The sequence below is a fragment of the Paraburkholderia sp. SECH2 genome, assembly GCF_030464795.1.
Taxonomy (GTDB): domain Bacteria; phylum Pseudomonadota; class Gammaproteobacteria; order Burkholderiales; family Burkholderiaceae; genus Paraburkholderia; species Paraburkholderia aspalathi.
Window position 1 is genome coordinate 188,904 of record NZ_JALPRH010000005.1, and the last position, 14,073, is coordinate 202,976.

At 62.5% G+C, this 14,073-nt stretch carries 10 protein-coding genes; 4 read left to right on the forward strand and 6 right to left on the reverse strand.

Going from position 1 to position 14,073, the window contains the following annotated elements; translation table 11 throughout:
- The first annotated feature begins 44 nt into the window (after positions 1-44).
- Both M0D66_RS11945 and pdeR read left to right on the forward strand, forming a co-directional pair.
- Positions 45-4,529 carry a DEAD/DEAH box helicase gene (locus M0D66_RS11945; protein WP_266210782.1) on the forward strand — a complete coding sequence of 1,495 codons (4,485 nt, stop codon included), beginning with the start codon at positions 45-47 and terminating at the stop codon, positions 4,527-4,529.
- 239 nt (positions 4,530-4,768) lie between these two features.
- On the forward strand, positions 4,769-6,772 hold the full coding sequence (gene pdeR, locus M0D66_RS11950; RefSeq protein WP_093635873.1) for a cyclic di-GMP phosphodiesterase: 2,004 nt from the start codon (positions 4,769-4,771) through the stop codon (positions 6,770-6,772).
- A gap of 84 nt (positions 6,773-6,856) precedes the next feature.
- On the opposite strand, the gene M0D66_RS11955 is transcribed toward pdeR, so the two are convergent.
- Complete coding sequence (locus tag M0D66_RS11955; protein WP_093635875.1) at positions 6,857-7,744, reverse strand: crotonase/enoyl-CoA hydratase family protein; 888 nt, start codon at positions 7,742-7,744, stop codon at positions 6,857-6,859.
- Positions 7,745-8,185: 441 nt separating this feature from the next.
- Positions 8,186-9,649, reverse strand: coding sequence for a M20 family metallopeptidase (locus M0D66_RS11960; RefSeq protein WP_200620531.1), 1,464 nt, complete (start codon positions 9,647-9,649; stop codon positions 8,186-8,188).
- Positions 9,650-9,813: 164 nt separating this feature from the next.
- On the opposite strand from M0D66_RS11960, the gene M0D66_RS11965 reads away from it, so the two are divergent.
- The gene (locus tag M0D66_RS11965) at positions 9,814-10,134 is read left to right on the forward strand and encodes a superinfection immunity protein (RefSeq protein ID WP_093635880.1); all 321 of its coding nucleotides are present in this window, start codon (positions 9,814-9,816) and stop codon (positions 10,132-10,134) included.
- Positions 10,135-10,172: 38 nt separating this feature from the next.
- On the opposite strand, the gene M0D66_RS11970 is transcribed toward M0D66_RS11965, so the two are convergent.
- Complete coding sequence (locus M0D66_RS11970) at positions 10,173-10,592, reverse strand: helix-turn-helix domain-containing protein (RefSeq protein WP_200620530.1); 420 nt, start codon at positions 10,590-10,592, stop codon at positions 10,173-10,175.
- Between the two features lie 84 nt (positions 10,593-10,676).
- Here M0D66_RS11970 and M0D66_RS11975 point away from each other — a divergent pair, with 84 nt between their 5' ends.
- Positions 10,677-10,994, forward strand: coding sequence for a multidrug efflux SMR transporter (locus tag M0D66_RS11975; protein ID WP_093635885.1), 318 nt, complete (start codon positions 10,677-10,679; stop codon positions 10,992-10,994).
- A gap of 40 nt (positions 10,995-11,034) precedes the next feature.
- On the opposite strand, the gene M0D66_RS11980 is transcribed toward M0D66_RS11975, so the two are convergent.
- From M0D66_RS11980 to M0D66_RS11990, 3 genes are all read right to left on the reverse strand, one after another.
- On the reverse strand, positions 11,035-11,307 hold the full coding sequence (locus M0D66_RS11980; RefSeq protein WP_093635887.1) for a YodC family protein: 273 nt from the start codon (positions 11,305-11,307) through the stop codon (positions 11,035-11,037).
- A gap of 486 nt (positions 11,308-11,793) precedes the next feature.
- Positions 11,794-13,356, reverse strand: coding sequence for an MFS transporter (locus M0D66_RS11985; protein ID WP_211706712.1), 1,563 nt, complete (start codon positions 13,354-13,356; stop codon positions 11,794-11,796).
- A gap of 30 nt (positions 13,357-13,386) precedes the next feature.
- A complete protein-coding gene (locus M0D66_RS11990) occupies positions 13,387-14,025 on the reverse strand; it encodes a TetR/AcrR family transcriptional regulator (protein ID WP_093635891.1) in 639 nt (212 codons plus the stop codon).
- Positions 14,026-14,073 lie beyond the last annotated feature (48 nt).

Genomic DNA, 14,073 nt, shown 5'->3' on the forward strand with positions numbered 1-14,073 from the left:
ATTGTTGATCCTCGAAACAGGCCGGCGCTTGCCGCCCTCTGGATATGGCACATCGCGTCCCCATCTATGCCAGCATGACTTCGGCCTCGACATCCACCGCCGCGTTGGACGAGCGCTCTGATTCTTCGGGCGTCGATCCGGTAGTGCAGCCAACTTCAAACGCTGCTTCGGGCCCTTTCACGCCTCGCGCGCTGGATGATTTCCATCCGGCAGTCGCCAGCTGGTTCCTGAAGACCTTCCCCGCCCCCACCGATGCCCAGGCCGCCGCCTGGCCGCAGATTCGCAGCGGACGCTCGACGCTGGTGGCCGCGCCGACCGGTTCGGGCAAAACTCTCACCGCCTTCCTGTCCGCGCTCGACGAACTCGTCCAGCAAGGCCTCGCCAACGGCGGCGCGTTGCCCGACGAAACCCTCGTGGTCTACGTCTCGCCGTTAAAAGCGCTCTCCAACGACATCCGCATCAACCTGGAGGTGCCTTTGCAAGGCATCGCAGCGGAACTCGAGGCGCGCGGCCTGCCGCCGCTCGACATCCGTACCGCAGTACGCACAGGCGACACCACGCAACAGGAGCGCAACGCGCTGAAAAAACGCGCGCCGCATATTCTCGTAACCACGCCGGAATCGCTCTACGTCCTGCTCGGCTCAGATTCCGGCCGGCGCATGCTGTCGACGGTGCGCACGGTGATCGTCGATGAAATTCATGCGCTTGCCGGCAGCAAGCGCGGCAGTCATCTGGCGCTCAGTCTCGAACGTCTCGACGCGTTGTGTCAACGACGCCTGCCGCGGATCGGTCTGTCGGCAACGCAAAAACCGGTGAGCGCCGTCGCGCGCTTTCTGGTGGGCGGCGCCAGCATCGAAAGCGATATTCCGGCGGACTGCGCGATCATCGACGTAGGTCACATTCGCGAGCGCGATCTCGCGCTGGAGATTCCGCCCGTGCCGCTCGAAGCGGTGATGCCGAACGAAGTGTGGGAGCGCATCTATGACCGCCTCGCCGAACTGATCGCGATGCATCGCACCACGCTGATTTTCGTGAACACCCGCCGCATGGCCGAACGCGCCGCGCGTCATCTGACCGAGCGGCTCGGCAAGGACGCAGTCGCCGCGCACCACGGCAGTCTCGCCAAGGAGCATCGCTTCGACGCCGAGCAGCGCCTGAAACGCGGCGAGTTGCGGGTGCTGATCGCGACCGCTTCACTGGAGTTGGGCATCGATATCGGCGACGTCGATCTGGTCTGCCAGATGGGTTCGCCGCGCGCGATCGCGCCGTTCCTGCAACGTGTGGGACGCTCGGGCCACCATGTGGGCGGCATGCCGAAGGGCCGGCTCTTTCCCGCTTCGCGCGACGATCTGATCGAATGTGCCGCCCTGCTCGATTGCGTGCGGCGTGGTGAACTCGACGCGTTGCGGATTCCGCGCGCGCCGCTCGATGTGCTGGCACAACAGATCGTCGCCGAAGTATCGAGCGCCGAATGGAGCGAAGACGCACTGTTCGAGATGCTGCGGCGCGCGGCCCCCTACGCGGACCTCGAACGCGAGCAATACGACGCCGTGCTGCGCATGCTGGCCGAAGGCTATACCAGCCGTCACGGCCCGCGCGGCGCCTATATCCATCGCGACGCGGTGAGCGGCACCTTGCGCGGCCGGCGCGGCGGCAAACTGGTCGCCGTGACCTCAGGTGGCACGATTCCCGAGAACGCCGACTATGCGGTGGTGCTCGAACCGCAGGCGATCAATATCGGCACCGTCAACGAGGATTTCGCCGTCGAGAGTCTGGCAGGCGACGTGTTTCAACTCGGCAATGCGTCGTACCGGATTCTGCGGATCGAGAGCGGCCGCGTGCGGGTCGAGGACGCACAGGGACAGCCGCCGAATATCCCGTTCTGGCTAGGCGAGGCGCCGGGGCGCAGCGATGAACTGTCGTTCGGCGTCGCACGCCTGCGTGAGCAGATTGGGCGCCTGCTCGATGGGGAAGAGCTCATGACGGCGCGCATCCAACGCGCAATCGACTGGCTCGTCGACGCCCTCGGTCTCGACGAAGCCGCCGCGCGGCAAATCGTCGACTATCTCGCCCGCGCACGCGCCGCGCTCGGCGTGCTGCCGACGCAAAACACGCTCGTGATGGAGCGCTTCTTCGACGAATCCGGCGGCACGCAACTCGTGATCCATGCACCCTTCGGCAGTCGCGTGAACCGCGCGTGGGGTCTCGCATTGCGCAAGCGTTTTTGCCGGACCTTCAACTTCGAACTGCAAGCCGCCGCCACCGAAGACGCGATCATCCTCTCGCTGACCGGCAGCCATTCCTTCGTACTCGACGAAGTATGGCGATACCTCCATTCGAACAGCGCCGAGCATCTGCTGATCCAGGCGCTGCTCGACGCGCCGCTCTTCGGCGTGCGCTGGCGCTGGAACGCGACCACCTCGCTCGGCCTGCCGCGTTATACCGGCGGGCGCAAGACCCCGCCGCAATTGCAGCGCATGCGTAGCGAAGATCTGCTGGCGAGCGTGTTTCCCGAACAGGCCGCATGCCTGGAGAACATCGTCGGCGAGCGCGAACTGCCGCATCATCCCTTAGTGGACCAAACCGTCGACGACTGCCTGCACGACGCGATGGACAGCGAAAGCTGGATCGCCTTGCTGCGTCGTATTGAACGGGGCGACGTGCAACTGATCGCCCGCGATCTGCCGGCGCCCTCGCCGCTTGCCGCCGAAATCCTCACGGCCAAGCCCTACGCCTATCTCGACGATGCGCCGATCGAAGAGCGCCGCACGCAAGCCGTGCAGAACCGCCGCTGGACCGATCCGTCCAGCGCCGACGACCTCGGCGCACTCGATGCTGACGCGATCGACAGTGTGCGCGACGAGGCATGGCCGCAGGCGCGCACCGCCGACGAGATGCACGAAGCGCTAACAGGTCTCGCCTGCATCACGCAGGCTGAAGCGCGCAATATCGAAGCGTGGCCGGCATGGCTCACCTCGCTTGCCGAATCCGGCCGCGCGACCCGCCTGCGGATCGCGGCTGAGGACGCGCTGTGGCTGCCCGCCGAGCGCCTGACCTGTTTCCAGGCGCTCTACCCAGATGCCCGGTTTGAGCCCGCGCTCACCGCACCGAAGGGCTATACCGATAGCTGGAGCGCCGACGACGCCCTGCTCGACGTGCTGCGCGCCCGGCTCACCGGCTTCGGCCCACTGCCGGTGCGTGCAATCGCGCAGGCACTGAACTTGCCCACGGCGTCGGTCGAACACACGCTGACGCGCCTCGAAGCTGAAGGCTACGTGATGCGCGGCCGCTTCTCGCCGGGCGCAACCGAAGAAGAATGGTGCGAACGCCATCTGCTTGCGCGGATCCACCGTTACACGGTCAAACGCTTGCGACGCGAAATCGAGCCCGTGGAACGGCACGACTTCATGCGTTTTCTGTTCGAGTGGCAGCATTTGACGCCGGACACCCGCAGCGAGGGACGCGACGCGTTAGCCGCCGTTCTCGACCAGATGGAGGGTTTTCAGGCCGCGGCGGGCGCATGGGAGGAAGATATTCTGCCGGCGCGCGTAAAGGCGTACGCGAACATTTCGCTCGACGAACTATGCCGTGCCGGCAAGATCGTCTGGACCCGTCTGACCGAGCGGGCACGCGGTACGGCGGGACCGGTGCGCAGCACGCCGATCGTGCTGTTGCCGCGCGCGCAGGTACGCGTCTGGCGCGCGCTGATCGATCCGTCGAAACAACCGGAGCTATCGGCGCGCGCGCAGAGCGTCCATGACACGTTATCGCAGCATGGCGCGATGTTTTTCGACGAATTGCTGGCCGAGGTACACGGCTTGCGTATGGAACTGGAGAACGCACTGGGCGAGCTGGTTGCCGCGGGCCTCGTGAATTCCGATAGTTTCGCCGGCTTGCGGGCGTTATTGAAACCCGTCGCCAAACGCAGTGCTTATTCCAGTAGCCGGCGTGTCAGGTCGAGTGCATTGATCGGAGGAATGGACGACGCGGGACGCTGGGCCCTCGTCAGCCGGCAGCCCGTTGTTGTGACATCCGAAGCATCGCCGGCGCGCCGTCAGCAATTCGCCCCCGAAGTACTCGAGCATGTCGCCATGACATTGCTGCGCCGCTATGGCGTGGTGTTCTGGCGTTTGCTCGAACGCGAGGCCGAGTGGCTGCCGCCGTGGCGGGACCTGTTACGCGTGTTTCAACGGCTCGAAGCGCGCGGTGTCATTCGTGGCGGGCGGTTTGTGAATGGCCTCGCCGGCGAACAGTTTGCTTTACCGGAAGCGATTCCAATCTTGCGTGAAGTTCGACGGCATGCGAACGATGGTGCTTTTGTGTGTGTCGCCGGAACCGATCCTTTGAATCTTGCCGGTACGCTGCTGGTGGGCGAACGCGTGCCTGCCGTTGCCGGGAATCGGGTTTTGTATCGCGATGGAATCGTTATCGCGACGCTGGTTGCGGGGACTTTCTGGTTTGACCCCGCGGTGGAAACGATTCCCACAGAGCGGGAACACGCCCGAAGCGCGTTGGCCAGGCGGTTTTGAGGCAGTCCTGAGCTAATTCCGCGGCGGTTTAATGCGGTTTTAATGCGATTTCGACGCTTCAGGCCAATGCGCACGCCAAAACAAAAGTCTTAAGACGAAGGCCATCACGACCGTTAATGTTTATAGGCCCGAAGGCCAGCCGCTTCGCTACAATGGGGTCAGTCTTTAAGTATGATGAAGACTGTTTGCCGCCACCCCACCTTTATGGTTGGCTCATCGGCACACCGCCCGGGGATCTCATGAACGACGACCAACACGATCAGGTGCTGTTTGCCCAGTTCGGCACAAGCAGCCCTTGCTGGCGTCTGTCGAACGACAGCAACGCGCTGGAACTCACGCCCGTCACCGGTGACGTGCCGGCTAATGTCGCCATTCCGCTGAATCCCCAACAGGCCTCGCAAATCCGCTGCCTCACCGGCATCACCTCGCACCTCGTCCTCGACGTACGGCTGTTCGGCGAACCACTGCGCCTGCACCTCGTCGGTAAAAAACTCGCCAGCAATACGTGGGCAGGCACCGCCTCGGCCTACGACGATACGGAGTCCGTTGCACGCGACCTCGTCCATGGTCTCTCTTTCGCGGAACAGGTCGTGTCCGAAGTCAATTCGGTCGTGGTGATCGTCGACAGACACGGTCGAATACAGCGCTTCAACCGTCTCGCCGAGGAACTCACCGGCGTCAAGGAAGAAGACATCGTCGGCCGCAATGTGTGGGCGCTGTTCATGTCCACTGAGTCCGGCGCGGCGTCGAGCCAGAACATCACGGGTTTCTTCAATCGCGGTGTCTCGTACGAAGTCGAGCGGCGCGTGAAAACCCTTCGCGGCGAACGGCTATTCCTGTTTCGCAACAAGTTCGTTCACAGCGGCAGCGGCGTCGAAGAACAGTTTCTGATCTGCTCGGGCACCGACATCACGGAAGAACGGCTCGCGCAGGAACGGCTCACCGAACTGGCGAACACCGATTCGCTCACCGGCCTCGCCAATCGCAACGCGATCCAGGACAAGATCAGCGCTGCGATCGAAGCGGCTGCCCCAGGTGAATCGGTCGGCGTGCTGTTCCTCGATCTGGACAACTTCAAGAAGGTCAACGACCACTACGGCCATGTCTTCGGCGACCGGTTGATCCGCGATGTGTCGTCGGCGATCAGCACCTGCCTGAACGAAGGCGACGTACTCGCGCGCCTCGGCGGCGATGAGTTCATCGTGCTCGCCGCCCAAGGCACCGCCCACGATCTCGAAGCCACCGCGCAGCGCATTCTCGAACGTCTGCGCACGCCGTTCAGCCTGGGGCTCGTCGAGGTCTACACGGGCTGCTCGATCGGCATCGCGCGCTATCCGGAACACGGCAACGACCTCGAATCGCTGATCCGTTCGGCGGACACGGCCATGTACGTTGCCAAAGACGAAGGCAAGCGCACCTATCGCGTGTTCTCACCCGACATGAACCGCAAGGTCGCCGAGTACATGTGGCTCGACACCAACCTGCGCCGCGGTCTCGAAGAGGGTCAGTTGACGCTGCACTACCAACCCAAGCTCGTACTCGCCACCGGTGCGGTGCAAGGCGTGGAGGCGCTGGTGCGCTGGAACTCGCCGGAGCGCGGGCAGATCATGCCGGTGGAATTCATTCGCTATGCGGAAGAATCCGGGCTCATCGGCGTGCTCGGCCGCTGGGTCATGGAAACGGCCGCGAAGCAGGCGGCCAAATGGAAGGCAGACGGCTACAACCTGCGCATTGCGATCAATGTGTCGGCACGGCAACTCGTGGATACGGCGGTGGTGCGGCATTTCAGCGAAGCGCTGCAGCGCGCGAATCTCGATCCGTGTCTGATCGACCTGGAACTCACCGAGAGCTGCCTGATCGAGGACGAAGCGGCGGCAATCGATCTGATCAAGCAGTTCCGCCAGCTCGGCGCGCAGGTTCACCTGGACGACTTCGGCACCGGCTATTCGTCGCTCTCGCAGTTGGGCCGCATTCCGCTCGACGTCATCAAGCTCGACCGCAGTTTTGTCCGCTCGATCAACGCCGACACCAAGGCGCAAGCACTCGTGCGCTCCATGGTGGTGGTCGCGCAGGAGTTGAATTTCAAGGTGGTCGCCGAAGGCATCGAAACCGAATCGGAAGAGGTGTTCATGAGGGGGCTGGGCGTCGATTACGTACAGGGCTTCCTGTACGGCCAGGCCATGCCGGTCGCGGAGTTCGAACGCTGGTTGCAGGACAGGCAGAAGCTCAGACTGATTGCCTGAGCTTCCACTCGCCCGAAAAACACGTCCCCTGGGGATTGAGGAACTCGCCCACTGCCGCTCGATAGGGTCGAGACCCGGAGCGATTCAGGCGAAATTGGCCGCGCTGGAGGCCGTCTGGCGCAGGTTCGAAGTACGGCGGTTCTGCAGCATCACCAGCCGCTCCATAAAGACGAGGTCCTTCTCCTCGATCGTGAACGCGGCATCCACCCAGTCCTCGGTAATTTCCATCAGCTCGGCGCGCGAGAGTTGCAGCACCCGTTGGCGTGCCCGCAGCATCGCGCGGATCCCGTTCATCTTCGGCCGGAGCGTATCGATGAAGGTGCGCGTCGCCATATAAGCGTCGCCCGGCTCGAACAGCTGATCGACCAGTCCCTTGCCGTGGTGCCACTCAGCCGTGTGCGACTCGCCCATGCCGATCAGTTCCTCGGCCAGACGCATCCCCACCTTGCGCGCGACCAGCGAATAGCCGCCCATGCCCGGGAACAGATTGAACGCGATCTCCGGAAAGCCCATGCGCGCGTCGTTCTGCGCCAGCAGGAAATGATGCGCGAGCGCCGCCTCGAACCCGCCACCAAGCGCAGTGCCCTCCACCATCGCGATCGAAATTGCCCCCGTATCAAAACCGCGCGCGGCAGCATGCACGCAATCGACGCAGGCGCGCGCGTACGCCATCAGCGCCTGGCGCTTGCCGGAGCGGATCGTGTCAGCGAAGAAATCGAGGTCGCCCCCGACGTTGAACATGGTCGGAATCAACGAGCCGGTCACCCAGAAATCGATCGGCAAACCGGATTCTCGTGCTGCCTGCGCGAGACCCAGAATGTCATGCACCAGATCGAGATTAAAACAGGGACGCGGCTGCGCCCGCAGCATCATCCACATGATGTTGCGGCCTTCTTCATAGTAGGCGGAGACTTGCGACAAATTGCCGGCTTCAAGGAACGGACGGCAGGCGTGGTGGTTATGCAGATTCATTTTGAACGGTCCTTTTAAGGTTAAACACTGGCATTGCAATGCGAGCCTAAAGCAGACCGGAATCGGATGGGAGCGGGGTAACCAACAGATGAATGCAACACGCGCGTGAAGCCCCGCCAGACGGCGCTCTGCGGGGAGGCGAACGGATGGGTAAAAGATCCTGCGGACGCAAACGCTTGCGCACCGGGGAAGGGCGAAATTAGCCCGCAAATGAGCATCCGGCTGCAATAAATTAGCGAACGAACAAAGCTTGAATTTTTTGCCGGATTTGGAAGAGAAAGAAATAGTCTTCGATTAGGTAATGCAATCGAAAATATAGCTTGTAGAGGTTTGTTTTTTATTTGTGGGCTAACAGACGGACTATTCAATTCGCATATTTAAACGCGGACGCCCCGGGGCGCCCGCTAATTCGCCTGCTGCGTCATTGCAGCGAAACGCTCATCAAGGCGCGGCCGCGATCACCTGAGCAACGGCTGCCGTGAGCTTCTTGCCATACGGCACGTGCAGGAACTCGTTCGGTCCGTGTGCGTTCGATTTCGGCCCGAGCACGCCGCACACCATGAACTGCGACTTCGGGAAGCCCGACTTCAATACGTTCATCAACGGGATCGTGCCGCCCTGCCCCATGTAGGCAACGTCCGCGCCGTAGTGGGTGCGCGACGCGTCGTTAAGCGCGGTGGCGAGCCACGGTGCGAGATCGGGCGCGCTCCAGCCGCTCGCCGCGCCGGCGTCCGGTTTGAAGGTGACCTTGGCGTTGTATGGCGGATCGAATTCGAGCAGCGCCTTCAGTTCGGCGACCGCCTTTTCCGCTTCGATCAGCGGCGGCAGGCGCAGCGACAGCTTGAATGCCGTGCGCGGACGCAGCACGTTGCCGGCGTCGGCAAGCGCGGGCAAGCCAGCCGCACCGGTGACCGACAACGACGGACGCCATGTCGAGTTGAGCAAGGCTTCCTGCGGATCGGTGGTGGTGGGCAGCACCTGACGGCCGTCCTGGCCGCAGGCCCACGGCAGTTTCTTCCAGACGTCGTCGCCAAGAATCTGCGCGGTCGCTTCCGTTTCGCGCAGACGGTCCGCCGGAATCTGAACGTGGAAACCCTTCGGCAGCAACGTGCCGTTGGCGGAGTCTTCGAGGCGGTCGAACAGTTGCCGCATGATGCGGAAGCTCGACGGTGCGATGCCGCCGTATCCGCCCGAGTGAATGCCTTCGTCGAGCACCTGCACTTCGAGGTCGCCGGCAACCAGACCGCGCAACGACGTAGTGAGCCACAGTTGATCGTAGTTGCCCGCACCCGAGTCGAGACACACCACAAGTCCGACTTTGCCGAGCCGTTCACGCAATGCGTCGACGTACGGCAGCAGATCGTAGCTGCCCGACTCCTCGCAGGTTTCGATCAGGCCGACGCAGCGCGGACGCTCGATGCCTTGCGCGTCCAGCGCGGCCAGCGCCGTGATGCTCGCGTAGATCGCATAGCCGTCGTCGGCACCGCCGCGGCCGTACAGCTTGTCGTTTTCGAGCTTCGGCGTCCAGGGGCCGAGGTCGTTGCGCCAGCCGTCGAATTCAGGCTGCTTGTCGAGGTGGCCGTAGAGCACGATGGTTTCTTCGCTGCCCGATCGGGTCGCGGCCGTTTCGAAGAAAATCACCGGCGTGCGGCCCGGCAAGCGGATCACTTCGAGTTTCAGGCCGCGCACGGGTTGCTGTTCGGCCCATTGCGCCGCGTCGGTAATCACGCGCTCAAGGTAGCCGTGCTTGACCCACTCGGGATCGAACGCCGGACTCTTGGCCGGCACGGCGATGTAGTCCGTGAGCGCAGGAACAATCTCGTCATTCCATTTACGGTCTACGAATTCGCGTAGCGTGTCCTGGTTGATGCGCTGGGTCTGCTGGGTCGTATCGTCGGAGATCATGGTGGCGGTCCGTGGCGGTTCTGTTCAGTCGAAACGTCCATGATAGTCCTGATGGGCGACGCGCTGAACCCCCTCGCCTTGCATGCAGGTTTCGGAACAACCCAGCGCAAAGAAAACAATCGCGCGACAATCGGGGGATACATCGCGTCCTGAGGAGCCAGGCTATGGGTGGCAACGTCGTGGTACAGGCCATCGCCGCGGTGCTCGCGCTGGCGCTGTATTTTCTGCCGAGCATTCTCGCGGACCGGCGCAAGCGTCATGACGTGCTGACGCTGGCGCTCTTCAACGCATGCCTCGGTTGGACCGGCTTTGGCTGGCTCCTCGCCCTCTACTGGTCGCTACAGCCCAACCCGCCGAAGAACGTGGCCGGCGAAGTGGTAGAGACGCGCAAGATCGTGCGGATGCGCGCGTTTTCATCGGCGCTTCTGGTGCGCGTGCAAAGGCGGTCCGCGGCGCGTGAGCGTCCGGAAAACAAGCAGCCTTGATTCAATAACAATTGTGCGCAGCAACCGCAGGCAGCCGGCTAGCGGTGCATTTGCTGCCGCGCGTCATAGCGCTCACGCGCAGCGTCGAGTTCGGCCGCGTTTTCCTCGGCCCAATGATCGAGCGTCACCAGCGCGTCACTGAGCGTTCGCCCCAGTTCGCTGAGCCGGTACTCCACGTGCGCCACCGCGCCCGGCTGCTCCTCACGAATCACCAGCCCGTTGCGCTCGAGTTCCTTGAGCGTCTGCGTCAGCACCTTCTGTGAAATGCCACCGATCTTGCGCAGCAAGGCGTTATTGCGCATCGGGCCGGGCAGCAGCGCCGGCATGATGAGCAGCGTCCACTTTCCCGCGATCAGTTCGAGCGCGAGCCGCGACGAACAGGCGGCGTCGAAAACGTCACCGCGGTAGGGCTGTTCGGTCGAGGCGAGGGGCGCGTTGGTGGACTCGGGCAATGCCATGGTTACCAGTGGGTAAGTAATGGTGAGCGCATCACTATAGCCCTAAGCTGGCCGCTCATTCACCACTCACCGATGGGGCTCACGATGGCATGGCTCATTCTGCTCGCCGCAAGCGCGGTCGAAATCCTGATGGCGTTGGCGTTGAAATATGCAAATGGATGGACGCGCTTGTGGCCGAGCATCGGCGGCGTTGCAGCCGCGCTCGGCAGCGTGTTTTTACTGACGCTGGCGATGAAGCATTTGCCGGCCGGTACGGCCTACGTGGTATGGACAGGGATCGGATCGTTTGGCATCACGGTGCTGGGCGTGATGCTGTTCAACGACCCGGTTTCGGCACCCCGCGTGATCTGCATGACCTTGATCGTGCTGTCAGTGGCGGGGTTGAAACTGATCGATGGATAAACCGGTTCGCGGGGCGAATACGTACGCTGGGCCGCTTCTCTCAGGCAGCCCGGCCCATTCTGCCCCACATCACCGAGCCGGCGGGAATCGAGCGCGGCTCAGCCCGCACGCTCTCGTGCGCGAACATTTCGCGGCGCAGCTCGCCATGTTCGTCGAACCACTCGCAAATCAGCCAGTCGCCCGGATTGAGCGCCACCGGTCCCGCATACGTCACCGTCATGCGCGGACCGCCTTCCTTCAGCGTGACGACATCGCCGACATTGAAGCGTGCGGCTGGCGGTGTTTCGAATACGTCAATGGTAGCGGTCAGCATATTCAATCCCCTGCGGAACCCGTTGAGCGGAATAAAGTCATCGCACCGTGCTTTGCAACATAGAACCCTGCCGAATGAAAACTCTAAAAAGTTGGCCAAGATTAACAATCGAAATTAACTACGGCAAGCGCTTTTTATTGATACCGTTTTCATTGGGACTGGAATAGGTTTCCCATCCCGGCAGTCGACGGGTAAAACCGGGGAAAACCCTTTATAACGGCGCCAGGCCACCACCCGTGCGGCATTGCACGATCGCAAAACTTACGGCGGCAAACCCGGTGCGCAAGTAGAAAATGCGCACTGGATTTGTCATATCTAAACTACCACCGACAAACCCGATTCGGGTTTATTCCGATCGCTCACACGCGGAATTACCTATGAACGGGAAACTCATCGGTAAATGCACCCACTCCAAAACCAGTTTTGTTTAAAGTGCATAATAGTTTTTAGCGACCCCCGTTGAAAACGATCTCCGGTCCGCTATTTTCAAACCGGCTGTGCAGCGCGACGCAATGCGAGCTGTTGATGCCGCACCAGCAGCACGCTCAAACCGATACACACGAACATCAGACACGCGTTGATCGCGAGGCTGTACTGGAACGCGTGAGCATAGGCAGCTGGCGTTTCACGGCCGCTGATCACACCGAAAAACGCGCCGCTGATGGCCGCCGTGCCGAACGCCGAGCCGATCTGCAAGGTCGACGACACCACGCCCGAAGCAAGCCCTGCCTTCTCCGGCGCGACTTCCAGCAGCACGATGCGCATGATCGACGGCAGGAGCAGGCCGTGACCGACACCCGCGCACACCAGTCCGCAATAGAACAGCAGATCAGGCGTAGCGGCATGGGTCGCGGACCAGCCGGTGACCGTGAAACCGATGGTCATCATCGAAAAGCCGAGCGCCAGCACATGACCGCCGATGCGCTTGACCACCGTGGGCGACGTCAACGGCCCGATCACGAAACCGATCGCGAACGGCATGATGGCCATGCCCGAGGCGAGCGGCGTCCAGTGCAAACCGGTTTGCAGGAAGATCCCGTAGGTCAGGAAAAACGCACTGTTGCAATAGAACAGAAACGCGAGCACCAGGCCCAGTGCGAAGGCCGGGTTGCGGAACAATTGCAGATCCACCAGAGGATGGCCACCGCCGCGCTCCACGCGCCGCTCGGTCGCCACGAATAGCGCGAAGACGGGGACGGCCAGTGCGAACATCACGAAGGTCCACGCGGGCCAGCCGGCTTCACGGCCGTGCGTCATCGGATAGATGACCAGCAGCAGGACCATCGAGAGCAGCGCGACGCCCTTCAGGTCGATGCCGGTGTTGGTGGCCGGCTGATTTTCCGGCACGAACTTCCATGTGCCGATGAAGGCCACGATGCCGATCGGAATGTTGATCAGAAAAATGATGCGCCAGTCGAGCCCGAACGGGTGATACGTGATCAGCGCGCCGCCGCCCAGTTGGCCCACGATCGACGACAGCCCGAAGACGAAACCATAAAGGCTCATGACCTTGGTCTGCCGATGCAACGGCACGACCGCGCGGATGGTGGCCAGCACTTGCGGCGCCATGACCGCGGCGGCGATGCCCTGCACGATCCGCGAGATCACCAGCATGTGGCCGCTGGTGGCGAAGCCACACAGCGCGGAGGCGACCACGAAGGCCGCCATGCCCGTCATGAACATGCGACGCCGGCCGAACAGGTCGCCGAGACGCCCTCCCGTGATCAGCAACACGGCATAAGCGGATGCGTAGGCGGACACCACGAGTTGCAATTGCGCGTCGGTAGCGTTCAGGCCGGTGTGAATCGACGGCAGCGCGAGGTTGACGATGAAATAGTCGAGCGGCGCGAGGAAGGCGCCGACGAACAGCACAGCAAGCGCGAGCCCCTGGCGCTCGAAGCCGGACGCGGCCTTTGCAGCGTGGGTGGCCTTCGTAGCAGTGGCAATCCCGCTAGCGGCAACCGCACCCACGCCTGGACAAACGGCGGCGGCTCCGCCTGCCGGCCCAACAAATGCCGCCGGAGCGGGCTTGATCGGGTCTCTATTCATGACCGTTCGTTCAAAAATTAGGTAAAAAAATTAGACGAGCGCACGCATGGCGACGTCCACGATTCCGATTAGCGCATCTTCCTTGTGGGCGACTCGCCCCAATACGCGCAGCCCTTGCATCACGCACAGGAGGAAATCGCCAACGGCTTTTTCGTCGAGCGTGGAATTGAAGGCACCGCTCGCCTGGCCGCGAATCACCGAGGCTGCCAGCAGCGTCGCCATGCGGCGTTGAATCGCCGCGACGCGGGTGCGCAGTTCTTCGTCCCCGGGTTGCATCTCCAGCGTGGTGTTGGTGATGAAGCAACTGCGCTCGCCGGTCAGCGCGCATGCGACCCGGGCGTAATGCAGCAAAGCGTTGCGCAGTGCCTCTTCTGCCGGCACCGGCGCGTTCAGCCGCTCGGCGAGCCGCGCGACCGAACCCTCCGCGTAATGATCGAGCGCGGCGAGCATGATGCCGTGCTTGTCGCCGAATACCCCGTACAGACTGCCCCGCAACAGGCCGGTGGCCTTACAGAGGTCGTCGATCGAGGTGGCGTGATAGCCGTGATTCCAGAAAACCTGGCTTGCGCTGGTTAAGACGGTGTCCGTGTCGAACTCGCGCGGCCGCCCCCGAGGGCAGGCCTCACCGTCTTTTTTCGCGAATTGCTTCGAATTGCCAGATTGCTTCATGTGACGGATATTATGACTAACCGTTCAAGAAAGCAAGGCGAGATTCGA